The organism is Streptomyces sp. NPDC041200, assembly GCF_055591805.1.
The window spans coordinates 23264-48812 of the sequence record NZ_JBVIZF010000034.1 but is presented as its reverse complement, the minus strand read 5'-3'; the positions used below and the strand labels follow the sequence as shown (position 1 = coordinate 48812).

The 25549-nt window shown below is 71.3% G+C and carries 26 protein-coding genes and 1 pseudogene; 7 read left to right on the top strand and 20 right to left on the bottom strand.

Going from position 1 to position 25549, the window contains the following annotated elements:
- Positions 1-42: 42 nt before the first annotated feature.
- Complete coding sequence (locus ACZ6CL_RS36710) at positions 43-1140, top strand: LacI family DNA-binding transcriptional regulator (protein ID WP_468944295.1); 1098 nt, start codon at positions 43-45, stop codon at positions 1138-1140.
- Here the strand turns inward: ACZ6CL_RS36710 and ACZ6CL_RS36705 are convergent.
- The 4 genes from ACZ6CL_RS36705 to ACZ6CL_RS36690 are packed head-to-tail and all read right to left on the bottom strand — an operon-like array spanning position 1134 to position 6240.
- Positions 1134-2075: a carbohydrate ABC transporter permease gene (locus ACZ6CL_RS36705; protein WP_468944293.1), complete on the bottom strand. Its 942-nt coding sequence runs from the start codon at positions 2073-2075 to the stop codon at positions 1134-1136. The genes ACZ6CL_RS36710 and ACZ6CL_RS36705 overlap by 7 nt on opposite strands.
- Before the next feature lie 7 nt (positions 2076-2082).
- Positions 2083-2955, bottom strand: coding sequence for a carbohydrate ABC transporter permease (locus tag ACZ6CL_RS36700; protein WP_468944290.1), 873 nt, complete (start codon positions 2953-2955; stop codon positions 2083-2085).
- A 34-nt stretch (positions 2956-2989) separates the two neighbouring features.
- Entirely contained in the window at positions 2990-4294 is a 1305-nt protein-coding gene (locus ACZ6CL_RS36695; protein ID WP_468944287.1) for an extracellular solute-binding protein, read from the bottom strand.
- On the bottom strand, positions 4291-6240 hold the full coding sequence (locus ACZ6CL_RS36690) for a glycoside hydrolase family 2 protein (RefSeq protein ID WP_468944284.1): 1950 nt from the start codon (positions 6238-6240) through the stop codon (positions 4291-4293). The genes ACZ6CL_RS36695 and ACZ6CL_RS36690 overlap by 4 nt, the downstream gene beginning before the upstream one ends.
- Positions 6241-6474: 234 nt before the next feature.
- On the opposite strand from ACZ6CL_RS36690, the gene ACZ6CL_RS36685 reads away from it, so the two are divergent.
- From ACZ6CL_RS36685 to ACZ6CL_RS36665, 5 genes and pseudogenes are all read left to right on the top strand, one after another.
- On the top strand, positions 6475-6951 hold the full coding sequence (locus ACZ6CL_RS36685) for a hypothetical protein (RefSeq protein WP_468944282.1): 477 nt from the start codon (positions 6475-6477) through the stop codon (positions 6949-6951).
- 163 nt (positions 6952-7114) lie between these two features.
- Positions 7115-7765, top strand: a complete 651-nt coding sequence (locus ACZ6CL_RS36680; RefSeq protein WP_468944279.1) for a GntR family transcriptional regulator — start codon at positions 7115-7117, stop codon at positions 7763-7765.
- Between the two features lie 64 nt (positions 7766-7829).
- Positions 7830-8579: a PIG-L deacetylase family protein gene (locus ACZ6CL_RS36675; protein WP_468944276.1), complete on the top strand. Its 750-nt coding sequence runs from the start codon at positions 7830-7832 to the stop codon at positions 8577-8579.
- Positions 8576-9262: pseudogene (locus tag ACZ6CL_RS36670) on the top strand (4-carboxy-4-hydroxy-2-oxoadipate aldolase/oxaloacetate decarboxylase); the annotation flags it as partial. The gene ACZ6CL_RS36675 and the pseudogene ACZ6CL_RS36670, both read left to right, overlap by 4 nt.
- 110 nt (positions 9263-9372) lie before the next feature.
- A complete protein-coding gene (locus tag ACZ6CL_RS36665) occupies positions 9373-10464 on the top strand; it encodes an MFS transporter (protein WP_468944273.1) in 1092 nt (363 codons plus the stop codon).
- A gap of 7 nt (positions 10465-10471) precedes the next feature.
- Here the strand turns inward: ACZ6CL_RS36665 and ACZ6CL_RS36660 are convergent, their stop codons facing one another.
- The 8 genes from ACZ6CL_RS36660 to ACZ6CL_RS36625 form a co-directional block, all read right to left on the bottom strand.
- Positions 10472-11101, bottom strand: a complete 630-nt coding sequence (locus ACZ6CL_RS36660; RefSeq protein ID WP_468944270.1) for a zinc-binding dehydrogenase — start codon at positions 11099-11101, stop codon at positions 10472-10474.
- Between the two features lie 59 nt (positions 11102-11160).
- The gene (locus tag ACZ6CL_RS36655) at positions 11161-11967 is read right to left on the bottom strand and encodes an IclR family transcriptional regulator (protein ID WP_468944268.1); all 807 of its coding nucleotides are present in this window, start codon (positions 11965-11967) and stop codon (positions 11161-11163) included.
- 165 nt (positions 11968-12132) lie between these two features.
- Positions 12133-13182, bottom strand: coding sequence for an LLM class flavin-dependent oxidoreductase (locus ACZ6CL_RS36650; protein WP_468944265.1), 1050 nt, complete (start codon positions 13180-13182; stop codon positions 12133-12135).
- On the bottom strand, positions 13179-14201 hold the full coding sequence (dmpG, locus tag ACZ6CL_RS36645; protein ID WP_468944263.1) for a 4-hydroxy-2-oxovalerate aldolase: 1023 nt from the start codon (positions 14199-14201) through the stop codon (positions 13179-13181). Before dmpG ends, ACZ6CL_RS36650 begins: the two co-directional genes overlap by 4 nt.
- Positions 14198-15145: an acetaldehyde dehydrogenase (acetylating) gene (locus tag ACZ6CL_RS36640; protein ID WP_468944261.1), complete on the bottom strand. Its 948-nt coding sequence runs from the start codon at positions 15143-15145 to the stop codon at positions 14198-14200. Before ACZ6CL_RS36640 ends, dmpG begins: the two co-directional genes overlap by 4 nt.
- Before the next feature lie 3 nt (positions 15146-15148).
- Positions 15149-15955 carry a 2-keto-4-pentenoate hydratase gene (locus ACZ6CL_RS36635; protein ID WP_468944258.1) on the bottom strand — a complete coding sequence of 269 codons (807 nt, stop codon included), beginning with the start codon at positions 15953-15955 and terminating at the stop codon, positions 15149-15151.
- A complete protein-coding gene (gene fdxA, locus ACZ6CL_RS36630; RefSeq protein WP_468944256.1) occupies positions 15952-16278 on the bottom strand; it encodes a ferredoxin in 327 nt (108 codons plus the stop codon). Before fdxA ends, ACZ6CL_RS36635 begins: the two co-directional genes overlap by 4 nt.
- A 1-nt stretch (position 16279) precedes the next feature.
- Complete coding sequence (locus tag ACZ6CL_RS36625) at positions 16280-17302, bottom strand: NAD(P)/FAD-dependent oxidoreductase (RefSeq protein WP_468944254.1); 1023 nt, start codon at positions 17300-17302, stop codon at positions 16280-16282.
- Between the two features lie 138 nt (positions 17303-17440).
- Here ACZ6CL_RS36625 and ACZ6CL_RS36620 point away from each other — a divergent pair, with 138 nt between their 5' ends.
- A complete protein-coding gene (locus ACZ6CL_RS36620; protein WP_468944252.1) occupies positions 17441-18418 on the top strand; it encodes an ABC transporter substrate-binding protein in 978 nt (325 codons plus the stop codon).
- On the opposite strand, the gene ACZ6CL_RS36615 is transcribed toward ACZ6CL_RS36620, so the two are convergent.
- The 8 genes from ACZ6CL_RS36615 to ACZ6CL_RS36580 form a co-directional block, all read right to left on the bottom strand.
- Positions 18415-19026 carry an SMI1/KNR4 family protein gene (locus tag ACZ6CL_RS36615; protein ID WP_468944250.1) on the bottom strand — a complete coding sequence of 204 codons (612 nt, stop codon included), beginning with the start codon at positions 19024-19026 and terminating at the stop codon, positions 18415-18417. The two genes, ACZ6CL_RS36620 and ACZ6CL_RS36615, sit on opposite strands and share 4 nt — an antisense overlap.
- A gap of 74 nt (positions 19027-19100) precedes the next feature.
- Positions 19101-19508, bottom strand: a complete 408-nt coding sequence (locus ACZ6CL_RS36610; RefSeq protein WP_468944248.1) for a hotdog family protein — start codon at positions 19506-19508, stop codon at positions 19101-19103.
- Positions 19505-20041 carry an FAS1-like dehydratase domain-containing protein gene (locus ACZ6CL_RS36605; protein ID WP_468944246.1) on the bottom strand — a complete coding sequence of 179 codons (537 nt, stop codon included), beginning with the start codon at positions 20039-20041 and terminating at the stop codon, positions 19505-19507. The genes ACZ6CL_RS36610 and ACZ6CL_RS36605 overlap by 4 nt, the downstream gene beginning before the upstream one ends.
- Positions 20038-20820 carry an IclR family transcriptional regulator gene (locus ACZ6CL_RS36600; protein ID WP_468944243.1) on the bottom strand — a complete coding sequence of 261 codons (783 nt, stop codon included), beginning with the start codon at positions 20818-20820 and terminating at the stop codon, positions 20038-20040. The genes ACZ6CL_RS36605 and ACZ6CL_RS36600 overlap by 4 nt, the downstream gene beginning before the upstream one ends.
- 13 nt (positions 20821-20833) lie before the next feature.
- Positions 20834-21697, bottom strand: a complete 864-nt coding sequence (locus tag ACZ6CL_RS36595) for an alpha/beta fold hydrolase (protein WP_468944241.1) — start codon at positions 21695-21697, stop codon at positions 20834-20836.
- On the bottom strand, positions 21694-22680 hold the full coding sequence (locus tag ACZ6CL_RS36590; RefSeq protein WP_468944238.1) for a DODA-type extradiol aromatic ring-opening family dioxygenase: 987 nt from the start codon (positions 22678-22680) through the stop codon (positions 21694-21696). The genes ACZ6CL_RS36595 and ACZ6CL_RS36590 overlap by 4 nt, the downstream gene beginning before the upstream one ends.
- The gene (locus ACZ6CL_RS36585; RefSeq protein ID WP_468944236.1) at positions 22677-24056 is read right to left on the bottom strand and encodes a M20 family metallopeptidase; all 1380 of its coding nucleotides are present in this window, start codon (positions 24054-24056) and stop codon (positions 22677-22679) included. Before ACZ6CL_RS36585 ends, ACZ6CL_RS36590 begins: the two co-directional genes overlap by 4 nt.
- A gap of 115 nt (positions 24057-24171) precedes the next feature.
- Positions 24172-25422, bottom strand: coding sequence for a Rieske 2Fe-2S domain-containing protein (locus tag ACZ6CL_RS36580; RefSeq protein WP_468944233.1), 1251 nt, complete (start codon positions 25420-25422; stop codon positions 24172-24174).
- Positions 25423-25549: the final 127 nt, after the last annotated feature.

Sequence of the window (25549 nt, the reverse complement as noted above, 5' to 3'; positions counted from 1 at the left end):
CCGTCGGTACCGTCCGCCACCTGCAACGCCTAGGATCGCCCGGTGACCGCCGCGAACCAGCAGACCGGGAAGTGTGAGGCGTCGCCGGGCGAGGGACGTGCGGGCGCGGTCCGGAGTGCCACCGTCAAGGATGTGGCGGCGCTCGCCGGGGTCTCCCCGAAGACCGTGTCGAACGTCATCAACGGCTTCGTGCATGTGTCGCCCGCGACCCGGGAGCGGGTCCAGCGGGCCATCCGGCAGCTCGGATACCGGCCCAACCGGGCCGCCCGCAATCTGCGCCGTGGCAGCACCGGCATGATCGCGCTGGTCCTGCCCGAGCTGGACGTCCCGTACTTCGCCGAACTGGGACGCCACTTCCTCACCACGGCCGAGGCGCACGGCCGCACCCTGCTCATCGAGCAGACCCTCGGCGACCGCGACCGCGAGGCGTCCGTCATCCACGGTCTGGGCGAGCGCGTCGTGGACGGTCTGGTGGTCAGCCCGCTCGCCCTGCACGGCAGCGCGCTCGCGGGCCACCTCGGCGCCGTGCCGCTCGTGCTCATCGGGGAGCGGCCCAGCGGCGGGCTCACCGACCATGTGGTGATCGACAACGTGGCCGCCGCCCGGGAGGCGGTGACCCATCTGATCCGTGGCGGCCGCCGCCGGATCGCCGCCGTCGGCCCGCAGCCCGAGCCGTACGTCGGCACGCCGCTGCTGCGCAGGACCGGCTACCGCCAGGCGCTGGAGGCGGCCGGGCTGCCGCTGGACCCCCGGCTGGAGCACGAAACCCCCCGCTACCACCTGCGGGAGGGCGCGCGGGCGATGGACGCGCTGCTGGCCGAGGCCGAACCACCGGACGCCGTGTTCTGCTTCAACGACGCGCTGGCCCTCGGCGCGCTGCGCACCCTGTACGAGCGGGGGCTGCGGGTGCCGCAGGACGTGGCCGTGATGGGGTTCGACGACATCGAGGCCACCCGCTACAGCACGCCCAGCCTGAGCACCGTCGCCCCGGACAAGGGCGCCATCGCCCGGCACGCCGTCAGCCTGCTGCTGGAGCGGATCGACGCGCCGGGCAGGCCGCCCCAGGAGGTGGTCGTCGGACACACGCTGTGTGCCCGGGAGTCCACCGAGGGCGGCGCGAGGTACGACTACGGTCACTGACCTCCCAGACCGGTGGTGGCCACCGACTTCACGATGCGGCGCTGGAAGAGCATGAAGACGATCAGCAGCGGGAGGGAGCCGAGGACCGAGGCGGCCGACTCCTGCGCGTTCCGGAGCCCGGTGGAGTCCTTTACGGTCGACAGCCCCACCGGCAGCGTCATCAGCTGCGGATCGCTGGTGCTGATGAACGGCCAGAGGAAGTTGTTCCAGGTGTTGATGAAGACGAAGATGGCCACCGCCGCCAGGATCGGCCGGGACAGCGGCAGCACCACGTTCCAGAACACCCGGAAGCTGCCGGCCCCGTCGATCCGGGCGGCCTCCTCCAGCTCACGCGGAATGCCGTCGAAGAACTTCTTCAGGATGAACACCATCGCGGGCGCCACCACCTGCGGCAGGATCACCGCCGCGTAGGTGTCGACGAGGTTCATCGCGAGCATCTGCCGGAACAGCGGCACGATCAGGATCTGTGGTGGCACCATGATCGAGGCGACGATGACGGCGAACAGCACCCGGCGGCCGCGGAAGAGGGTGCGCGAGAAGGCGTACGCCGCCATCGCCGACACCGCCACGGTGAGCGCCGTGACGCACACGGCGACCACGACGCTGTTCACCGCCCACACCGGGAGGTTGCCCTGCCCGAAGATGGTCCGGTAGGCGTCGAGGGTGAAGCCCGCGTCGGGGAGCCAGTCGACGCCGGACGCGCTCGCGTCGACCTCCGACTTGAACGACGTGTTCACGCCCCAGCCGAACGGCACCAGCCAGACCACCGCCATCAGCGCCAGCGCCAGCAGCGTCAGGACGCGGGGGAGGGGTCCGGTCCCGAGCGTGGGGTGCCAGGCCTGGCCGCCGCCGTGGCGGCGCCGCCGGGCCACCTCCCGGGGCATGGTCGAGCGCGGTTTGCCCGGCGTACGGGGTGAGAGTGTCTCGGGGGCCATGGCGTGATCAGTCCTCCCTGCGCGAGAAGATCTTCATCTGGGCGAGCGAGAGGATGATGATGACTGCGAAGAACACGTACGAGATCGCCGAGGCGTAGCCCAGCCGGTAGTTGGTGAAGCCGGTGTCGTAGATGTACTCCAGGATCGGCCGGGTGGCCCCGTCGGGACCGCCCTTGGTCAGCAGGTAGATCTGGTCGAACACCTTCAGCGACGCCATCACCTGCAACACCGCGATCATCACGGTGATCCGGCGCAGCTGCGGCAGGGTGACCGACCACAGCCGGCGCCACGCCCCGGCGCCGTCGAGCGCGGCCGCCTCGTAGAGGTGGTCGGGGATGGCCTGCAGCGCGGCCAGGTAGAGCAGGAAGTTGAAGCCCACCGTCCACCACAGGGTGACCAGTGCGAGGGACCACATCGCGTACGTCTCGTCCGTCAGCCAGCCGATCCCCTCGATGCCGACCAGGTCCAGCAGGCCATTGAGCATCCCCCGGTCCGGCTGGAACAACATGTTCCAGATCTGGTAGACCACCGCCACCGGCAGCAGATGCGAGGCGAAGAAGGACAGCCGCCACAGCCACTGCCCCGGCATCCCCGTGTACACCAGCAGGGCCATCACGAGGGCGACGAGCACGAGCGGGACGGTGGACAGGACCGTGAACCAGACCGTGTTGCCGAGGGTCTGCCACACCTGGCTGTCGCCGAGCGCCTCGGTGTAGTTGTCCAGGCCGGTGAAGCTGCTGCCACCGGCCCCGGTGAGGCTCGCGTCGGTGAAGCTCATCCACAGGCCGATGCCGAGCGGCACGGCGAGGAAGAGCCCGAAGAACACCAGGAAGGGGGTGGCGAAGAGCCAGCCGGTGGCGCCCTGAGGGCGTGGCGTCATGACGATGCTCCTTTCCGTTGCGTTTCCCTCGCCATCAGGCCGGATTCGGCTGGGCCAGCAGGGTGTTGATCTGGGAGACCATCGTGCGGACCGCCTTCGCCGGGGACGAGCCGCCGATCGCGGGGTCGAGCGCCTGGGACATCCGCGTCTGGAAGTCCGAGCCGGAGCCCGCGAACCACACCGGAGGGTCGAGCGCGAGCTGCTGCGCGGCGGCCGCGTACTCGGACTGCGGACGCAGCTTGGCGTACGCGGCGGACGAGACCGCCGGTGTGTACGCCGGGATATGACCGGCCGCCGCCCAGCGCAGCCCGGACTTGACCAGTCCGGCGACGAACTGGTGGGTGCGCCGACGCCGCTCCGGATCGGGGTTGTCCTGGTGCGGCAGCACCAGCGCGTGGCTGTCGGCGGCGCCCGCCGGGCGGTCGTAGAAGGTGGGGATGGGGGCGCCGCCCAGCCTGTCCTTCAGGGTCGACTGGTAGGTGGCCATGTCCCACTCGCCCGAGAAGATCATCGGTGACCGGCCGTTCGCGAAGGCGGCGATGGCCGTCTGCACGTCCATGGTGCGGCTGTCGCGTGCCAGCTCGGCCATGAAGCGCACCACTTCGACGGCGGTGTCCTCGTCGACCTCGGCCCGTTCGCCGCTGAGGTCGAAGGTGGCGCCGGTCTGGCTGAACAGCGTCCAGAACATCCGCCAGCTCATCGCCGGATCGCCTGTGTGGCCGAAGACGGGCCCGAGCTTGCCACCGTCCCTGCGGAGCTTGTCCATCAGCTCCAGGGCATGGCGTGGCGACTCGAAGGGCACGAGCCGCCCTTCTCCGGTCAGCAGGCCCGCCTTGTCCAGGACATCCCGGTCGAAGAAGACCACGAAGGGGTGGGTGTCCAGCGGGATGGCGTGCGGAGTCCCTTCGTACAGGCTCCGCTTGACGAGCGTCTGGTTGAGCTCGTCCCGCTTCAGGCCGAACTCGGCCAGCAGGTCCATGTCCCACGGGTCGAGCAGACCGCCGGGGGCGTAGCCCGCCAGCCGGGTGAGGTGCATGATGGCCACATCCGGTGAGCGGCCACCGGCCGAGGCCATCGCGAGCTTGGTGTAATACGGCGGGCCCCACTCCAGCACCGTCGTCCTGACCTTGAGACCCGCTACGCGCTTCTCGACGTCGCGCGTCAGCTGTTTCATCAGCGCGCCGTCCGGGCCGGTGAACAGGTTCCAGTAATCGATCTCGTCCGCGCTCGCCACGCTCCCGGCGATCGAACCGCAGCCACTGAGCGCGGACGCGGTGGCGGCGGCGCCCGCGCCGTACAGCGCCCCGCGCAGCAGACCGCGTCGTGAGGGGCCGGTCACTGTCCCTCCTCGCCGGACGGGCTCTCGAAGGCGGCGGGCGTCCCGAAAGCTGCGGACGCCTCGAACGCGGCGGGGGCTTCGAAGGCGGCGGGGCGCACTTGGGCCGCGTGCACCCGCGCCACGTCCAGCTTGGGACCGCGGTCGAAGCGGTAGACGCCGTTCTGTTCCTGGAACACATCGGTGAGCTGGGTGTAGCAGTAGCCGAACATCTGGGGGTCGTCCAGCAGCGCCGCCGTCAGCCCGGCGAAGCGCTCGTGGAACTCCTCCTCACTCCTCGGCCGCCGCCCGTAGCCCCAGGACACGTCCCGGTCGTCCCCAGCGGCCGCGGCCTCCTCCGGATTCCACCAGATGCCGCCGAACTCGCTGCAGAAGTACGGCTGGCCGCGGTAGGGCAGCGACCACACCGCGTCGGTGTCCCGCTTCCCGGGATTGCCCGCGCGGTCGGGGTTGGTGTATGGATCGTCCTTGTCCAGCCCCGCCATCTGGTGGCGGAACGCCTCCGGGTCCTGCTCGTAGCTGTGCGAGTCGTAGACATCGGTCTCGGTCACGCGGTGGGAGTAGCCGGAGGCGTCGAGCACCGGGCGGGAGGTGTCGGCGGCCTTGGTGGCCAGGAACATGGCCCGGGTGACATCGTCCAGGACGGTCTGCCGGTCGTGAAGCTCCTGGTGCGTCTCGTTGAGCGGACACCAGCCGACGATCGACGGATGGGAGTAGTCCCGCTCCACGGCCTCCAGCCACTGGGCGACGAAACCGGCGGTCGGCCGCTGGTTGTCCCCGGTGGTACGCCCCTGACTCGCCCCCCAGTCGCCGAACTCGCCCCACACCAGATAGCCCAGCCGGTCCGCGTGGTACAGGAACCGCTCCTCGAACACCTTCTGGTGCAGCCGGGCGCCGTTGAACCCCGCGGCGAGCGCCAGCTCGATGTCGCGGACCAGGGCGGCGTCGTCCGGCGCGGTCATCAGCCCGTCCGGGTACCAGCCCTGGTCGAGGACGAGCCGCTGGAAGACCGGACGGCCGTTGATCAGCAGCCGCTTGCCGTCGATGGCCACCGACCGCAGTCCGGCGGTGCACTCCGCGCGGTCGACGGCCCGGCCGTCGGCGTCCCGCAGCTCGATCCGTACCCGGTACAGGTGCGGGACCTCCGGAGACCACGGCCTGACGCCGTCCTCGGGCAGCGCGAGCACCAGCCGTGGCGCCAGGTCCAGGTCGGCGCGTACCGTCGCCTCGGCCACCGTGGCGCCGTCCGCGTCGCTCACCCGGGCCGTGATCCGGTGGCCGGGGCGGTTGGCGCTGAGCGGCAGTTCGAGGTGGAACGCGCCGGAGCCGAGGTCGGGGGTGATCCGGGGCCTGCGCAGATGGACCTCGGGCACCGGCTCCATCCACACCGTCTGCCAGATGCCGGTGGTGCGGGTGTAGTGGCAGTCGCTGTTGGCGTAGTCGGTGGCCTGCTTGCCGCGCGCCTGCGGCCCGTGCCGGGCGTCCCGCGCCCGTACGACGATCGCCACCTCGGCCTCGCCGCCCCCGGCCGCGCCCGCCACATCGCCGAGGTCGGCGGTGAAGGAGGTGAACCCGCCGCTGTGCCGGGCCACTTCGCGCCCGTCGGCCCACACCGTCGCGTCGTGGTCGACCGCCCCGAAGTGCAGCAGCACCCGCCGCCCGGCCCAGGATCCCGGGATCCGGACGGTGCGCCGGTACCAGACGGCGGGGTGGAAGTCGGTGTCCCCGATCCCCGACAGCTCGGACTCCGGGCAGAACGGGACGAGGATCCGTCCGCTCAACTCCGCGTGCGCAAGGCCGCGTTCCAGACCGCTGTCGCCGGGATCGAACGCGAACTGCCAGGTGCCGTTGAGGTTCCGCCAGTCCTGGCGGACGAAACCGGGACGCGGGTATTCGGGTCGTGGAACATCGTTCGGGATATCGGGCGGAGGCGTGTCGGCGCTGGGCATGGTCAACTCCGGGGCGCGGAAGTGCGGTTCGGCGGGCAGGGGTATGCCATCACCCGCTTACATCGTTGTAAAGAGCTGGTGCAGCGCGGGTTTCCGTGTCTGGTGAGGTTCATGGACAGTCGGCACGCGCCGTCGCAGACTGGCCCCAGACTCCAGGAGCCACCCCGTACGAGGCGCCAGGAGCCGCCCCGCGCCCTCCCCGGGGTTCGCCCCGGCCGACCCGCTGGAGACATCGTGGCCGTGCAGATCTGTTCGTTGATCGTCGCCGAACCGCAGGTGATCCAGCCCGGCGGATACCACGTGGTGCGGTTCCCCTTCGGCACCGCCGAGTCCTACGACGCGCTGGGCATGCATCAAGTGGCCCAGCCCGACGGGTACACGATCCGCAACTGGCGTACCGATGACCGCGCGGGGCTGATCTGGCCCTCGGCCGATGGGTGGGGCTCGCTGACGGCGATGGTCCAGTGGGAGGCCGGGGGGTACAGCGAATTACGGGACCGGTTCGTACGGGATCCGCTCGGACTGTCGACGGGCGCGGACTCGACCGCCACCGACCACCGGCCCCCGAGCCGCGGCATGCAGTGCTTCACCAAACACCACGAGATCTTCGTGCATCCGGGGACGCCACTGGCGCTGATGGTCTCTCACAACAGCGGCTCTCCGGCGAGGCTGGTGCTCGCCGAGTTCAAGCTCGCCATCCATCAGGTCTGAGGGGCCACGCCTCACCCCGCCACCGAAGTGGCCTGCTCTCTCATGCTGTCGACGCATGATCAGCACAGTTCGAGCTCCCTGTCGGCAATGTAGCCAACAAAATCGTTGACAATCTTGTTGGCCTAGATTTACCTTCGACACGCACTCACTCAGGGAGAGCACGATGCCGAAGGAAGCCCGTCCAGGCACCGGAGAACAGGCCAAGCAGCACGCGCTGACGCAGCTGAGGGAGGCGATCCTGCGCGGCGACATGGCGCCCGCCCAGCGGCTGGTGGAGAACGAACTCGCCGAGCAGTTCGGGGTGACCCGGGCCAGCATCCGCGCGGCCCTGATCGACCTGGCGTCCGAAGGGCTGGTGGAACGGATCCGCAACCGCGGATCGCGGGTGCGGGTGGTGACCGTCGAGGAGGCGGTGGCCATCACCGAGTGCCGCATGGTCCTCGAAGGACTGTGCGCGGCCAAGGCGGCTGTCCGGGCCGACGAGGAGCAGCTCACCGAGCTGGCCGACCTGGGCACGGCGATGTCCAAGGCGGTCGCCGACGGCGAACCCATGACGTACTCCCGGCTCAACCACGAGCTGCACGCCCGCGTCAGGGAGATCTCCGGACAGCAGGTGGCCGTGGAGCTGCTGGAGCGGCTCAACGCACAGCTGGTGCGCCACCGCTTCCAGCTCGCCCTGCGGCCGGGGCGTCCCCAGCAGTCCCTGAGTGAGCATCTGGCCATGATCGAAGCGATCAGGGGCCGGGACCCGCAGGCGGCCGAAGCGGCCGTCCGCACCCACCTCGCGGGTGTGATCGACGCATTGCGCGAATGACGCGTCGCGCATGGCGCGGCAGGGGTGGTGGGTCAACGACCCGTCCATCAAGGAGAGTTCGGCTATGACGCACGGCAAGGCGCCCACCGCCCCCCGCTCCACGCTGGTGATCAGCGCGCACGCCGGTGACTTCGTGTGGCGGGCGGGCGGTGCCATCGCTCTGGCGGCCTCCCGGGGCGAGAAGGTCACCATCGTGTGCCTGTCCTACGGGGAGCGCGGCGAATCCGCCACGGCGTGGCGGGAGGGCAAGTCGCTGGAGGAGATCAAACGGATACGGCGCGGCGAGGCCGAGCAGGCGGCCGCGGCCCTGGGCGCCGACATCCGTTTCCTGGACGCGGGCGACTACCCCCTGCTCGCCACCCCGGAGCTGACGGACCAGCTGGTCCACCACTACCGCGACACCCGGCCCGATGTGGTGCTCACCCACCCCCTGGCGGACCCGTACAACGGAGACCATCCGGCGGCGGCCCGCATGGCGCTGGACGCGAGAGTGCTGGCCCAGGCGATCGGCTACCCCGCCCCCGGTGACGTACTGGGCGCGCCGCCGGTGTTCTTCTTCGAACCGCACCAGCCCGAGATGTGCGACTTCACCCCGCAGGTCCTGCTGGACATCACCGAGGTGTTCGCCACCAAGCGCAAGGCGATGGAGTGCCTTCCGGCGCAAGCACACCTGTGGGGCTACTACACCGGCCTCGCGGGGCGGCGCGGGGTCCAGCTGGCGCGCAACGCCGGTCCCAACCTCGGCCTGCCGCGGACGGTGTACGCCGAGGCCTATATGCGCCCCTACCCGCAGGTCACGGGGGAGCTGGCATGAGCGGCGTCATCGTCACCAACCCGCCGCGCGCCCGCGCCGAGGACGTCAGGGCGCTGCACGGCTACGGAGTGGCCACGGTGCACGAGGCGATGGGCCGCACCGGAAGCCTCGGCCCCGGACTGCGGCCGATCCAGCAGGACACGCGCATCGCGGGCACGGCGGTGACCGTACTGTGCTGGCCCGGCGACAACCTCATGATCCATGCGGCGGTCGAGCAGTGCGCCGAGGGCGACATCCTCGTCGTCACCACCACCTCACCGTCCACGGACGGCATGTTCGGCGAACTGTTCGCCACCGCCCTGCGCTACCGGGGCGCGCGCGGTCTGGTCATCGACGCCGGGGTGCGCGACACCGCCGAACTGCGCGCCATGGGGTTCCCCGTGTGGTCGGCGGCCGTGTGCGCGCAGGGCACCGTCAAGGCCACGGCCGGGTCCGTCAATGTGCCGGTCGTCCTGGGCGGACAGTGCGTACGCCCCGGCGATGTCATCCTCGCCGACGACGACGGAGTGCTGTGCGTTCCCCGCGAGCGGACCGGCGAGGCCGTCCGGGCGGCCGAGGCGCGCACCGCGAAGGAGGCGGCGGCCCGGGCCGCGTTCGCCGAGGGCGGGCTCGGCCTGGACCGCTACGGGTTGCGCGAAACCCTCGTACGCCTGGGAGTCCGCTACCAGGCTTACGCGGAGTACGAGAAGTACGAGAAGCACGAGAAGTGTGAGAAATGCGGGGAGTCCGGGGAGTCCGCCCGCCACGGGACCGGGGCCGGGCCGGTGACCTCGGCAGTTACGCCACGTTCGGCATGCTGCTTGGCGCGCTGTCCGCGGGCACGCTCACCGACCGGGCCGGGCGTAAAAAGGTGATCATCGGGTGCACCGTGGTGTTCTCGCTCGCCTCGGCCCTGTGCGCGGCGGCCCCCACCCTGGACGTGTTCGGGCTGGCCCGGTTCATCGCCGGACTCGGCCTCGGCGGGCTGTTGCCCACCACCATCACGCTCGTCGCCGAGTACGCCCCGCGCGGCCGCTCCAACCTCATGATCGGCCTGCTCATGACCGCCCACCAGGCAGGCGGCATCCTCGCCGCCTGCCTGGGTCTGTGGGTGGTGGAGCCGTTCGGCTGGCGCTCCGCCTTCTGGATCGGGGTGGCGCCGCTCGTCGTCGCCGTGCCACTGGTGGCGAAGTTCCTGCCCGAATCCCCCGGTTTCCTCATCGTCCGCGGCCGCACCGACGAGGCGCGGCGGCTCGCCCGCCACTACGAGGTCGAGCTGCCCGCCACCACCCACGCCCCCACAGCCGCGCCCGGCCGCTGGGGCGCGCTGACCGCGCTCTTCCGCGACGACCGCTGGCCGCAGACCCTGCTCTTCTGGTGTGCTTCCTTCGGCGGGCTCCTCCTGGTCTACGGCGTCAGCACCTGGCTGCCCACGATGATGCGCGGCCAGGGCTATGAACTCGGCTCCGCGCTGTCCTTCCTCGTCGTCATCAACCTCGGTGGCATCGTGGGCATGCTGCTGGCCGGGCGCACCGCCGACCGCTTCGGTGCCGCCCGCGTCGCGGCCATCTGGTTCGGGTGCACCGCCCTCGGCATCTATCTGCTGGGCGTTCACATGCCACTGGCGCTGACCTACGCCGTCGTCTTCCTGACCGGTCTGTGGCTCTTCAGCGCCCAGACCATGGTGTACGCGACGGTGGCCGGGCGCTCCACCACCGAGAACCGGGCCACCGCCATCGGCTGGACGTCCGGGATGGGCCGCTTCGGCGCCGTCTTCGGCCCCTGGCTCGGCGGCCGTCTCGCCGACGGCAACGCGGAGGGCTGGGGCTTCACCGTGTTCGCCGTCACCGCGCTGTTCGCCACCGTCCTGATGGTTCTGTGCGGCCTCGTCCGGGCCGATGCCTGAGGGCGCGTCAGGCGTGGCGCATCTCCAGCACCACCTTGCCCCACGGGTGTCCGGACTCGACTTCGCGCAGGGCCGCTTCGGCCTCCTCGAAGGGGAAGACCCTGGTCACCCGCGGGTCCAGTCGTCCCGCCGCCACGCGGCGCGCCAGCTCGGTGAGTGTCTGTGGCGAGCTGTTACGGATCAGCGTCCGGGCGCCGAACCGGGCCGCCGTACGCGCGTCGGCCACCGTCAGTACCCGGCAGCGCGGCTGGATCAGCGCCGCGACACCCTCCAGCGCCGCGCCGCCCACCAGGTCCAGGATCGTGTCGGGGCCCTCGGGCAGGGCCGCCTTCAGTTCCTCGGCGAAGTGGCCGCTGTCGTAAGCGACCGCGGTGGCGCCCAGCGAGGTGACGAACTCCCGCTTGACCGCGGCCGCGGTGCCGACGACCACCACCCCGGCCTCGCGCACGATCTGTGCCGCCGCGACCCCGACACCGCCCCCGATGCCCAGGACCAGCAGCCTCTCGCCGGGTGCCGGACCGAGCAGGCTCACCGCGTCATAGCCGGTCCCCGCCGCCACGGCCCAGCTCGGCAGCGACTCCGGGATCCACGGCGGCGTCGCCCTCGCCTCCCGGGACGTCTTCAGCGCCGAGGGCATCACCCGGATGCTGGTCGAGGACGCTGAGGGAGCGCCGGTGGCCGACCGCTGAGGCGGGGTCAGCGCGGGGCGCGGTGCGCCTCGAAGACGGCGAGGCGCGCGGTGATGTCGCGGGACGCCTCGGTCAGCGCGGTGTGCAGCCGGGGGATGCTGCTGCCTGCCGTGGGGGCGATGACCGCGAGGGCGGCCAGATACGCGTGGTCGAGACCGCGCACCGGCACCGCGACGGCGAGATAGCCGCGACGGGCCTCCTCGACCTCCACGGCGTAGTCCTGCTCCCTGATCCGGGCCAGCTCGGCGGGGAGCCGGGCGGGGGTGAGGGTGTGCGGCGTACGGCGGTCCATCAGCGGGATGACCGTGGTCAGCGGGTACTGCTCGGGCAGCATCGCGAGGGTGAGCTTCCCGGCCGCGCTGCAGTGCAGCCGCAGGCGGCGGCCGCCCGCGGTGGAGCGGGCCCGGTTGCGGTGGCGTCCGGCGTTCTCGATCACCAGCAGTTCCTGGCCGCTCGGCACGGCCAGGTTCACGGCGTTGTCGAGCGTCTGCGCGAGGTTCTCGATGACGGGCCGGGCGGCCTCGCGCAGGGTGCGCTGGCGGGGCGCGCGCAGGCCGATCTCGTAGAGCTGCAGCCCGAGCCGGTACTTGGCGCCCTCCCGCTCCAGCAGGTCTCCGGCGACGAGTTCCTGGCACAGCCGGTGGACGGTGGCCTTGGCGACCCCGGTACGGGCCGTCAACTCCGCGAGACTGAGGGCGAAATCGTTGTCCCGGAAAGCGGACAGAATAAGGCCGACCTTACCGAGAACCGACTTGGGAGTCTCGCGGATCTGCCGCGGCTTTTCGTCCTTTTCGGCATACACGTACCCAGCCACTGCCTTCGACCTCCTCATCTGCGTGGCGCACCGGTACCAGTGCGCCACCAGAGCCGAGGAAACGAACGATAGGCGCTTTTCGGGGAGGCCGGAAGGGAGCGCGACGCATGCCCATCGGCGGCCATTGTGTCAATACCTGGGTCAATGCCCGTGTCAATACCCGCGTTAATCCCCGGAAAGGCCGCCGAGGGCGGGCAGCACCGCGGAGCCGACCGCCTCGATCAGTTCGGCCGGCGGGTCGTAGGAGCCCACGTGCTGGAGGAAGATCCCGGACACTCCGGCGCCGTGCAGGGCCGTGAGCCGCTCGGCGATCTGCGCGGCGGTGCCGAACAGACAGAATTCCCGGGCGAACCGCACGGCCGCGCCGTCGCTGATCCATGCCGAACACAGCTTGACGGCCGCGTCCCAGTCCTCGGCGTGCACCAGATCCGGGTAGACGCCCTCCACCGTGGCCGGGGCGTCCACCTCTATCCCCGCGAGGGCGAGGAAGGGCGCCCCGCCGTTCTGCGCGATCGACGCGCAGATCGGTTTGATCAGCCGAGCCTCGGCCTCGATGTCGTCGGTGACCGCGCAGAACGCGGACACCGTCAGCGGTACCTCCGAGGCCGCCCGGCCCGCGGCCTCGGCGCCCTCGCGCACCCGCGCGGCGGCCCCGGCCAAGGGCTTCGGGGACACGCCGCTGAGCAGGATGGCACCGTCGGCGATCTCCCCCGCGAGCCGCAGGTTCTTCGGTCCGCTCGCCGCGAGGTGCACCGGAACACGTGGCCCCGGATCGCGCAGCCGGGAGCGGACACCGCCGCCGAAGTCCCATTCGCGCCCGTCCAGCAGCGTCCGCAGCATGGCCACGCCGTCACGCATCGCCGCCGAGGTGGTCTGCCGCATGCCGATCGGGCCGACCGAGCTGTTGCCCACGCCGAGGCCGAGCGTGAACCGGTCGGGCGCCAGCTCGGCCACGCTGCGGGCGGCCGACGCCACGACGGCCGGATGGCGGGTCGCCACATTGGTGACCGCGGTGCCCAGGCCGATGCGCTCGGTGGCCAGCGCGGCGGCGGTCAAGGTGGTGAACACGTCCCGCCACAGCAGCTGGGAGTCGGGAAACCACACCTCGTCGAAGCCCAGCTCCTCGGCCCGTCGCACGGTCCGGGCCACCCGGTCCGCCCGGTCGCAGGGCGGCACCCGGATCCCGATCCGCGGCCGCGTCGCGCCGGCGCTCATGCCCGCCCCTCCGCCAGGTCCAGCGCCACGTCCGTGATCATGTCTTCCTGGCCGCCGACCATGCCGCGCCGCCCGACCTCCACCAGGATGCTGCGGGTGTCCAGGCCGTAGCGGGCCGCCGCTGTCTCGGCGTGGCGCAGGAAGCTGGAGTACACGCCCGCGTAGCCGAGGCTCAGGGTTTCCCGGTCCACCCGCACCGGCCGGTCCTGGAGCGGCCGGACCAGGTCATCGGCGGCGTCCATCAGCGGGAACAGGTCGCAGCCGTGCGACCACCCCTGCAGATCGGCCACCGCGATGAAGGCCTCCAGCGGGCAGTTTCCGGCGCCCGCGCCCTGCCCGGCCAGCGAGGCGTCCACGCGGGTGACACCGTTCTCCACGGCGACCACGCTGTTGGCCACGCCGAGCCCCAGATTGTGGTGGGCGTGGATGCCCAGCTCGGTGTCGGGGGAGAGGGCATCGCGGTAGGCACGGAAGCGGTCGCGGACCCCGTCCATGGTCAGCCGCCCGCCGGAGTCGGTGACGTACACGCAGTGGGCGCCGTAGGACTCCATGAGCGCGGCCTGCCGGGCTAGTTCGGCCGGGGGCGCCATGTGCGACATCATCAGGAAGCCCGCGACGTCCATGCCCAGCTCGCGGGCGGCGGAGATGTGCTGGGCGGAGATGTCCGCCTCGGTGCAGTGGGTCGCGACGCGCACCGAGCGGATGCCCAGCGCGTGGGCCTGCTTCAGGTCGCGCAGGGTGCCGATGCCCGGCAGCAGCAGGGTGGTGGGCACGGCGTGCCGGACGGCGTCGGTGACCGCCTCGATCCACTCCCAGTCGGTGTGTGCGCCGACGCCGTAGTTGACGCTGGACCCGGACAGCCCGTCGCCGTGGGCGATCTCGACGGCGCCGACGCGGGCGGCGTCGAGCGCGGCGGCGATGGTGCGGGCCTGGTCTGTGGTGTAGCGGTGGCGGAGGGCGTGCATGCCGTCCCGCAGGGTGACGTCCTGGATGTACAGCGAGGCCTCTGGCGTGGTCACTTGGCTGCCTCCGTGGTCCGGTGTGCGGCCAGCCGCTCCGCGGTGCGCAGCGCTGCCGAGGTCATGATGTCGAGGTTGCCCGCGTAGGCCGGGAGGTAGTGGGCGGCGCCCTCGACCTCCAGGAACACCGACACCTTCACCGCGTCACGGCCCGCTCCGGCGGGTACGAGGGTGCGCAGCGGGTCGTCGTCGGCGATCCGGTCGAACTGCACCTTCTGCTTGAGACGGTAGCCGGGGACATACGCCTGGACGCGGCCCACCATGGCCTCGATCGAGGCGGTGACCGCCGCGTCGTCGCACTCCGACACCAGACAGTGCACGGTGTCCCGCATGATCAGCGGCGGTTCGGCCGGGTTGAGCACGATGATGGCCTTGCCCCGGCCCGCCCCGCCGACCCGCTCGATGGCGGAGGCGGTGGTCTCGGTGAACTCGTCGATGTTGGCCCGGGTGCCCGGACCGGCCGAGCGGGAGGCGATGGAGGCGACGATCTCCCCGTAGTGCACGGGGGTGACGGCCGAGACGGCGGCGACGATGGGAATCGTGGCCTGTCCGCCGCAGGTCACCATGTTGACGTTGGAGCGCTCCAGATGGGCGTCGAGGTTCACCGGCGGCACCACATACGGGCCGACGGCGGCCGGGGTGAGGTCGACCACCGTACGTCCGAGGGCGCGCAGCACCTCGTCGTGGCGGCCGTGGGCACCGGCCGAGGTGGCGTCGAAGACGATCCGCACATCGGCGAACTCGTCCAGCGCGACCAGCCCGTCCACGCCCTCGTGTGTCGTGGCCACCTTCAGGCGGCGGGCCCGGGCGAGGCCGTCGGAGTCCGGGTCGATGCCCGCGACCGCCGCCACCTCCAGGGTGTCGGACAGCCGCAGCACCTTGATCATGAGATCGGTGCCGATGTTGCCGGAGCCGATGACGGCGACCTTGGTACGGGTGCTCATGGCCTACTCTCCCTCCGTCGCGAACTCGACCGTGACCCGCCCCAGTTGACTGATGTGGGCCTCGAACCGGTCGCCCGGCGCCGCGGGCACCATCGGGCCCAGCGCCCCGGTCAGCAGGATCTCCCCGGCGCGCAGGGGATCGCCCTGGGCGGCGACGGCCGAGGCGAGCCAGGCCGCGGCGTTCAGCGGGCTGCCGAGGCAGTCGGCGCCGGTGCCCTCCGAGACCGTCCGGCCGCCGCGGGTCAGGGACATCCGCGCCCCGCGCACATCCAGCCCGGTCAGCGGCACGGGCGTACCGCCGAGCACGTACAGCCCGCAGGAGGCGTTGTCGGCGACGGTGTCCACGATGCCGATGTCCCACCCGGCGATACGGCTGTCCACGATCTCCAGCGCGGGCAGCGCGAAGTCGGTCGCGCGCAGCACATCGGCCACCGTGCAGTCGCGGTGCGGCAGATCGGCGCCCAGGACGAGAGCCACCTCCGCCTCCACCTTGGGCTGCAGCAGCCGCCCGGCCGCCACCACACCGCCCTCGGGGACCGCCATATCGGCGAACAGGGTCCCGAAGTCCGGCTGATCCACGCCCAGTTGAGCCTGTACGGCAGGCGAGGTCAGGCCGATCTTACGGCCCGCGATCCGCCGCCCAGCGGCCACGCCGCGCCCGACGTTCACCCGCTGCACCGCGTACGCGGCCCCGATGTCCCCCTCGGCGAGGAACGTGCGCACCGGCGGGCACACCACACCGGTGCGCGTGGCCTCCAGCAGCGTGTCGGCCGCCTTGGTCACCTCCGGGGGGAGTCCCTGGCCGGTCATGAGGCGGCCCCGGCGACCAGCGGGGTGTCGACGCCGACGGGACCGAGCCCGGTGGCGCCGCCCGGGGTGCCCAGCGGCTCCGTACGGCCGGGCAGCGGCTCGGTGAAGAAGCGGCGGTTGTCCTCGCGGTGCTCGGGCCTGGCCAGCCGGTCCACCGCGATGGCCTGCTCGGGGCAGGCGGTTTCGCAGGCGCCGCAGTCGATGCACTCCACCGGGTTGATGTAGAGCTTGCGCGTCCCCTCGTAGATGCAGTCGACCGGGCATTCCTCCATGCACGAGCGGTCCATGATGTCGACGCAGGCCGGGCCGATGACGTAGGCCATGTCAGTTCTCCTTCTCTGTGGAATGCCCGGGGAACAACATCGCCTCCGGATCGATGACGGTGGCCGCGTTGTTCACCGCGGTGGCGACCTCGCCGAAGCCCACGGCGATCAGACGCACCTTGCCCGGGTAGTCGGTGATGTCCCCGGCGGCGAACACCCGCGGCAGGCCGGTGGCCATCCGGGTGTCCACGGCGATCCGCCGCGCCCGCAGCTCAAGGCCCCAGTTCTGCAGCGGGCCGAGGTCGGCGGTGAAGCCGAGGGCGGCGACGACGGTCTGCGCCGGGAGAGTACGGGTTTCCTTGGTGAGGCGGTGGCGGATCGTCACCTCTTCGAGCTGGTCCGAGCCGTGCAGCCCGGTCACCTCGGTGTCGGTGATGATCTCGATGCCCAGGGAACGCACCTTCTCCACGGTCGCGCCATGGGCCCGGAACCGGTCCCGGCGGTGGACCAGGGTGACGGACCGGGCCAGGGGAGCGAGGGTCGCCGCCCAGTCGAAGGCGCTGTCACCACCGCCGACGATCACGACGTCATGACCGGTGTGGCCGGCCGGGTCCGGTACGAAGTACACCTGCCCGCGGCCGAGATAGTCCTCGCCCGCCGGGAGCGGCCGGGGCGTGAACGTCCCCACCCCGCCGGTGATGACGACGGCTCCGGCCCGGACCGTGGTCCCGCCGTCGCCGCGCACCACGGGCCGTCCGTCCTCGCCGTGGGACAGCTCGACCGCCCGCTGATCGAGGAGATACACGGGTCCGTACGGCTCCGCCTGGGCCACCAGGCTGTCCACCAGGTCGCGGCCCCGCACCGAGGGGAAACCGGCGATGTCGAAGATGGGCTTTTCCGGGTACATCGCGCTGATCTGGCCGCCGACGTGCGGAAGGACGTCCATGACCGCCACGCGCAGCCCGCGGAACCCCGCGTAGTACGCGCCGTAGAGTCCCGACGGACCGGCGCCGATGATGAGGATGTCGGTGTCCAGCACGTCCGGGGCGGACGCGGTGGCCGGAACATCGGTAAGAACGCTCATGGCCCGGGAGCGTAGGCACCGCCGGGGCCGGGCCCAATGAAACCGTTCCATCTGGCGGGACACCGCGCTTCGGCAAAGGCACCCGCCCCTGGGAACGTGGCGCGACCACAGGGATTCCGCGCTCGGAGGTCATGACGCATGAACCCGGACAACAGCAGAGCGGGGCGGCTGCTCGTCGCCTGTACGGCGCTCCTCCTCGTCCCCGCCTGCATGGCGGGGACGGTGGACTCCGACGCGGGGGAGGTGAAGGACGGGCCCACGGTGCGCGTCGCCCTCGGCGTCGACGCCTCGTACGCGCCCTTCTACCTGGCGAAGGAGCGCGGGATGTTCGCCAAGGCGGGCGTGAACGTCGAGCTGATGCGCACCGAGGGCGGCCCGACCGCGGGCCAGGCGGTGATGGCCGGTACCGCGCAGCTGGCGGCCAACGCCGACTCCACCGCGCTGCCGCTGATGGCGGGCGATCCGGGGCTGCGGGCGCTGGGTGTCTTCCAGTCCTCCGACCGCTATCTCAAGGTCGTGACGCGCGAGGGCATCACGTCCCCGCGCCAGATCAGGACGATGGCGTCCATCCAGGGCCTCGGCCTGTACGCGACCCACACGTATCTGCGCCGCCACGGCATCGACCCCGCGTCCGTGAAGATCCATCAGAGTTCCCCGCCCGAGATGCCCGGGCTGCTCCAGCGCGGCACCATCGACGCCTACGTCCTCTACGAGCCGTGGGCGGCCAAGGGCGCCGAGTCGGGCGGCCACATCGCGGGCCACAGCGGCGACTTCGGGGTCACCTATGTGCAGTGGCTGCTGGCGGAAGAGCGCTGGCTGAAGAGCAACCGGCCCGTCGCGGCCAAGGTGTTCAAGGTCCTCGCCGAGGCCGACCGGCTGGTGACCCGCGCCCCCGCCGCCGCCGCGGAGGCCACGAACCGGCAGGTGAAGCTGCCAGAGGCGCAGACGCGGAAGGTGCTCCCGGAGATCACCTTCCACGTCCGCGGACTGACCGGCGCCGACATCAAACAGTCCGCCAGGATCACCGACTTCCTCACCGGGCAGAAACTCATCAAGAAGTCGCCCGAGCTGGACCGCGCCCTGCTGAAGGGCTGGTACGAGCGGTACGCCGGTTAACGGACCGCACGCGGCCCCGTCTCCGGCTTCCGCAAGGCGTGGAACGACGTGTACTGGCCGTAGAGCACGTCGTAGAAGGAGTCGAAGGGCTCCAGCCCGCGCCCCGACCACGAAGCGTGCCAGTAAGCGGTCCACTCCCCGTGTGCGTTCACCTCCCCGGGGTCAAGGAGGATCACCGCGGCGTCGCCGTCGAGAGAGACAAGCAGAGAACGCCTCAGCGCCTTCGCTTCGTTGAGCACATCAGCGTCCACTTCCTCCTCCTCGCTCTCCGGGTCCTCCTCCGCGAGTTCGTCATAGACATCGATCAGGTACGACCGGTCGGAATCGGCCAGCCACTTCAGCTCGGCCGCTCCGGCCAGCCGGTAGATGAAACAGCCCGCGTTCCGCCACCCGTTGGTGACCGCCAGGAATGCGCGCAGCGACGGTGGCAGGGTGCGGCCCAGGCGGGCCTCGGCCGCCGCGATCTCCTCCTCGCTCGCCGGGGCGAAGCCGAGCCAGCGGTCACGCGCCACCGCCTCGTCCAGCGTGCCGTCCTTCTCAGGATCATGGCCGCGGATCCACTCCTCGCTCCACTGATGGAGGAACGGACGCCACTGCTCACGGTTCACCGGTGTGCTCCTTCGCCTTGAGACCACTGCGACAGGAGAAGGACAGCACACAGGTACGACAACACCCCGGGCGGTCAGGCGGGACGGGTCAGCTCGACCGTCCCGGTGACACACGCGGTGCCGTCGTCCTTGAGGACGGACACGTCGAGCGAGACGCGCTGCCCCTGGGCGGCGGGCTCGACCGCGGTGACCGTCGCGGTCCACACGAGCGGTTCACCGGCCACGGCGGTCGCCCGGTTGCGCCAGCTCACCCCCTCCAGCCGCGCGCCCGGCCCGGACCACTCCAGGGCGTATCGGACGAGCATCTCGCCGTGCAGGGTGGACTGCACGACCGCGTCGGGGAAGCCCTCCGAGGCGGCGAACTCCCCGTCGTAGTGGATGCGATGGGCGTTCCAGGACACGGCGCTGAAACGGAACAGCTGCACCCTGCTGTGGGCGTAGCGGCGTGGCGGGCAGACCTGCCCGGCGGCGGGGGCGCTCACGCGGCGGCCCCCTTCTCCCCGTTCGGGGCGATGCCACCGTCCAGCACGACGATCGTCTCGTCCACGGCCATCAGCTCCTTCCCGCCTCCCGAGGTGAACCGGGTCGTGACACCCAGCAGGACGAACTCCCCCGAGCGGCCCCCTTTACGGTCCGCCGAGGTCACCGCCCGGGACGCGGTGATCCGGACGCCCGCCACCGGGACATCGGCGAGCCGCACCGACTGGCCGCCGTGCACCTGGCGCACCGGCAACCCCCGCGTACACGGCGACTCCCGGGCGGCCAGACCGTCCGGACGCAGCGCCGCCTCGTCCGGACCGTCCTCCCAGCTCATCATTGCCGCGAGGAACAGCGGGGGAGCCTCGACGGGCTCCCCGGCCGCCTCCCGGGCACGGGCCCGCGCCACGTACCCGCCATCGCCCACCGCGGCGGCGTACCGGCAGAACTCCTTGACCGTCAGCATCCCGCAGTCCTCGGTCTCCCACCGGCCGATCAGCGCCCGGGCCCGCGCCACCACCTCCTCCAGCGCCGTCACAGGGCGGCCCGCAGCGCCCGGCTGATCCCAAGACCCGCGGTGCGCAGCGCGCCCGTGTGGGCGCCCGCGTCGAAACGGTAGGTGGGCGCGGTGATGGACAGCGCGCCCGCCAGCGAACCGCCACGGGCGAAGACCGGCACGGCCATGCTCAGATAGCCCAGCCGGATCTCCTCCGCCTCGGTCGCGATGCCCTGCTCCCGGACGCGCTCCAGCTGGCACAGCAGCCGCGCGGGCGAGGTGATCGTGTACCGGGTGAAGGGCTTCATCCCGTTGCCGATCACCTCACCGGCCAGCGACTTCGGCGAGAAGGCCAGGATCGCCTTGCCCGTGGCGGTGCAGTACAGCGGAAGCCGCCCCGCCACCCGGGACTCCTCGCTCAGCCCGCGATGCGGCAGGATCTTCTCCAGGTAGACCACGTCGAGGCCGTCGTGGATCGCGAAGTGGATGGTCTCGCGGGTGGCCAGCAGCAGATCCTCCATGTACGGCTGCGCCACCTCGCGCAGGATCCGCTGCCGGTGCACCCGCTGGCCGATCTCGAACAGGCGCAGCCCCAGCCGGTAGTCGCAGCCCGCCCGCTCCAGCAGCCCCCAGACGACCAGCTCCTGGGCGAGCCGGTGCACGGTCGCCTTCGCCACGCCCGTACGGCGCACCAGGTCGGCGAGGGAGAGGGTGTCGTCGTCGGCGGTGAACGCCTCCAGGATCGGGCGCACCTTGCCCAGGACGGAGTTCATCGAGCCCGGACAGGGTGGTGCGGCGGGGTCGAGCGGGACGACGGTCATGCCACGTACCTCCTCATCGCGTCGCCTCGTCGAGGAACGCCAGGCTGAGCGGGTTGTAGACCTCGGCCTTCTCGTGCTGCGGCCAGTGCCCGCACTCGTTGAAGATTTCCAGCCGGGCCCCGGGGATGGCGGCGGTGATGGCCTCGGCCTCCGGCACGGCCCCGAACGGGTTCTTGTTGCCCCACACCACCAGGGTCGGCGCCTTGATCCTCGCCATCCGGTCCGGCCGCAGCAGATTGCGTGTCCGCCGTTCGACCTCCTGGAGCGCCAGCAGGTTGTCCACGTTGACCTGGAAGTCGGGGTGGTGGTAGATCTCGTAGCGGACCTGGGTCAGCTCCTCGCCCAGCTCCTCGTCCCAGTTCGCCCACAGCAGCTCCAGCCGCTTGCGGGTGGCGGAGACGTCGTCGGTGAGGACGGCGGCGCGGGTCGAGGTCTTCAGCCGCTCCATCACCTCCGGGTTGACCTTGGTGCCGCCCATGCAGAGCAGCTGGAGGGAGGCCACCCGGTCCGGGTACTCGCTCGCCAGCCAGGACCCCACCCAGCCGCCCAGGGACTCGCCGACCAGGTGCGCGCGCTGGGCCCCCACCGCGTCGAGGTAGGCGATCAGGTGATCGACGTAGGCGGGGATCTCCGCGGGGTGGTCCGGCTTGCCCGTGTAGCCGTGGCCGAGCATGTCGATGGCGTGGCAGCGGTAGCCCCGCTCGACGTACGCCGGGATGTTCCGTACGAACGCCTCCAGGTGGCCGGTGGTGCCGTGCAGGAACACCACGTGCTCGCCGTCCTCCGGACCGGCCTGCAGGGCCCGGGTGGTGATGTCGCCGGTTTCCACGTAGGCGTGCCGGTAGTCGATGCCCGACAGTTCCGTCCAGATGCTCATGGCTGCCTTTCGCTTGCGGTGTTCTCTGCGGGGTTTCGCGGGGGGCTGTGTGCGGGATCGAGGACGGCGACGCCCATGCCGGTGAGCCATTCGGGCAGGGACTCGTACGCCAGCCGCCGCCCGGGGGCGTGGCCGAGCACGGCCGCCATGAGCAGCCAGGTGCGCACCTCCTGGGCGCCGTTGCCCGCCACCTTCTCCAGCTCCTCGGTGGTGTACCGGGTCACCTCGTGGGTCCGGCCGCTGGTCACCAGGCGCAGGAACTCGTCGTCGAAGTCCTCGTTGATGGCGGCCTCGGCGGCCCGGATGATCTCGCGGCGCCTGACGTCGTAGCCCTTCCAGTGGTCGCGGCCGTTCAGCCACGCGCCCACCATGAACTCCTCGTCGTCGCCCCGCGGATCGCGCCAGTCCGGCCACGGCAGCCGGTGCGAGAGCCCGCCGGAGCCGATCACCGCCACCCGGCGGTCCTGGGGATACGCCAGCACCGCGTCCCGGATGGCCCGGCCCAGCTGCTCGCAGCGCTCCAGCGTGGGCAGCGGATGCGCGAAGACGTTGATCACCAGTGGCACGATCTCCACGTCCAGCCCGTCCAGCAGATACTGGATGGCGTGCGACTGGCCGTGGTCGATCTGCAGCCTGGCCGAGTACGCCGGGTCGAAACGGCCGCCCTCCACCAGGGTGTTCGCGATGTGCCGGGCGAGGGGGACGTCCACCGGCTGCGGGCCCTCCGGGGTGCCGGACTCGCCGCTGGCCACGCACTCGCCCACGCCGAGGGTGAAGCTGGGGATGAGGTCCAGCCAGAAGCCGCGGAAGTGGTTGGAGCCCACCAGGATCACGGTGTCGGGCCGGGCGGCGGCGATCTCGTCGCGCGCCTGCCGCAGCGCGTCGCGGAACCGCTCGGCGCGGTCCTTGTGGAAGGTCTCCTCCCAGTGGGTGTTCATGAGCGTGCTGTGCGACGCGCCCACACCCAGGACGATCTCGGTCATTCCGGCTCTCCTTCCACCTCGTCGCGGGTGCGGGTGACGGTGTCGACGGCCGTGCGGATCAGATGGCGGGTCAGCCGCTCCATGGCCCGGACGTCGACGGTGTTCATCCCCCGTGCGAAGTCGATCTCGAAGGGCGCCTCGGTGACCTTCGGCATGCCGACGCGCACCGTGGGCACGCCCCGGCCGCGCAGGATGTTGGCGTCGGTGGCGCCGCTGTTGCCACGGATCACCTCATGCGGACGGCCCTCCAGCGCCTCCCAGCCCGCGATCGCGCTGCGGCACACCCAGCTGTCCGGATCGGTCCGGGTGCCGGGGATGGCGAGGATCATCTCGGCGGTGACATCGATCCCGGTGTCCTCGCGGATGGTGGCGAGCGCGGCCAGGAATTCCCGCTTGGCCCGCATCGGCGTCGTGTCCGGGCCGATCCGCAGATCCACCCGGAGCGTGCAGGCCGCCGGGGTGGTGGCCGCCATGCGCGGCCATCCGCCACGCACCGACGCCACCACGCCCTGGGGGGCGACGGTGCCACCGGTGTGGTGGAGCGCGTACGTGGCGAACCACTCCTCCAGCCGCAGCGCGACCGTGCCCGCGTTCGCGATGGCGTTGTCGTACGGCAGACGGTGGCGCGACCCCACATAGGTGTGCAGGCCGCGCACGGTGACCTCGAACCACACGAGCCCGACTTCGTCCCAGGACACCGTCCAGCCGGGCTTGGCGATCAGCGCGTAGTCGGTCCACACCCCCTGCTCCAGGAGGAACGAACACCCCACGCCCTGGCCCGTGTTGTACCGGACACCGCCGGGCCGGGCGTTGGTGGGCATGCCACCCGCGCCGAACGCCGCGACGAGATCGCCGGTGAGCGGGATTCCGGCCCGGCGGATGGCCTCGGCGGCCATCATCACGCACGCGGCGTGGCCCTTCGGGTTGGACGCCCCGAGCCCGGTCACCAGATCGCCGTGGACGGTGGCGCGCGGACGCATGTCGTCCCGCAGCTCCGGGCCGATCCACGGGAGGTCTTCGCTCTCCTCGCCCACCGTGAGGGTGTCGATCGGCGCGTAGAGCATGAGGTCGGGGCCGGTGCCGTCGCCGGTCAGCCGCGCCCAGGCGTTGGCCTGCCGGTCGTCGACCGGCTGCACCTGGGCGTGGCATCCGGCGTGGCTGAGGGTGGCGGCGATGTGCGCGGCGAGCGGTCCCTCGTCGCCCGTCGGACTCGGGACGTCGACCAGCCCGATGATCAGCTGGCGCAGCCGGTCGGGGGTGATGTGGCGCCAGGCCTCGGCGACCCAGGCGCCGCGTCGCTCATCCAGCCCGGCCAGGCCCTCCGGTCCGGCCAGGCCCTCCGGTGCTGTCAGGCCGTCCGGTCCGCCGCCGGTCACTGGTTGACCCTGTGGACCTGGGTCATGGTGGTGCGCGCGATGCGCTTCCTGGCCAGGGGGAGGCTCACGGCGATCGCGGCTCCGGCCAGCAGGGTGAGCAGGGTGCGGCCCATGATCATGCCTTCTTCTCGCGGGTGGGTTTCGTGGGTGCGGGGGAGTCGGCTTCGGCGGGGTCGGCGCCGATCGCGGCCAGCTTCTTGCCGTACTCCTCCTCGCTGAGGTTCCGCCAGGAGGTCAGCGAGACGTCGGGGCGGTAGAGCTTCTCCGGCGGCGCGTCCGTGACGTCGACCATCCAGGCGTCCTGGCCGGAGAACTGCCCGTGGAACAGCCAGCGGACGGCGCCCAGGTACTTGGCGTAGAAGCCGAGTGTCTTCCAGCCCTCGGTGAAGTTGACCATCACCCCGACGTAGCGGTGGTTGCCCTCGTCCACCGGCACGTAGAACTCGTAGTGGATGAACTTGGGGTACGCGATGCGCAGCACACCCGGCATCGACAGGGACGCGAAGCCGGGGAACTCCTGCGCCTCGATCGTCGGGTTGATCTTGTCGGCCTTGCCGGTGTTGCCGATGTTGAAGGTCTCCTTGGGCGGCTGCATCTTCCACCAGCGCTTGTTGGACCAGCGGCCGACGCCGGGGTAGTCGGCCTCCCAGTGGACCTCGTCCTGCACCCGGAAGATCCAGCGCCCCTTGGGCACGATCCGGGTGATGTTCCAGGTGGGCATGGGCTTGAACAGCCGCCACAGCGCGGTCCGGTGGAGGTACTTCGCATGGCCCTCGTCGAAGCCGTTCTCGCAGGCGAAGCGCCAGTTGCCACCGCGCGGCTCGATCCGGCCACCCATGACGAACCCGTTGCCGACCAGCTCCTCGGGAAGCTGCGAGTCGATGGAGTGCGGCTCCTCGTCGGCGAGCGGGATGTATACCCACACCATGCCGAGGCGCTCTTCCACCGGGTACGTCCGCACCCCGACCTTGCCGGTCAGCCGGCAGCCGGGCCCGTCGGTGATGACCGCGGCCAGCTTGCCCGTGGACAGATCGAACGTCCAGCCGTGGTACGGGCAGCTCACGGTGCCCGGAAACTGCTGGTCCCCCTCCGACAGCGGCACCCCACGGTGCGGACAGCGGTTGTGCAGCGCGTACGCGGTGCCGCCGTCCCGGATCAAGGTGATCTTCTCGCCGCAGAGGGTGAACGGCAGTGGCTTGCCGGTGATGTGGCTGGACCAGGTGACCGGGTACCAGTACCCGCGGAAGCCCGCGCCCGCCGCGTCGTAGTGGGGCCATGAGCTCCAGTCCTGGCGGCCGGGTTCCCCCGCTGGTCTGCCGCGGCCCCGGCCGGTGTGCTTGGTATCGGGCGAGCCCTCGACCGTCATCGTGCCTGTCCTCCCGCTGCCGTGGAAACGTGGCACCGAGCATGCGCGGACCCGGCGCGTTCGCCTACGGACTCGTCCCGCTCAGCAGAACGCCCGGTGTCGTGGAGGGGCGCGGGGGTGGTGTCCA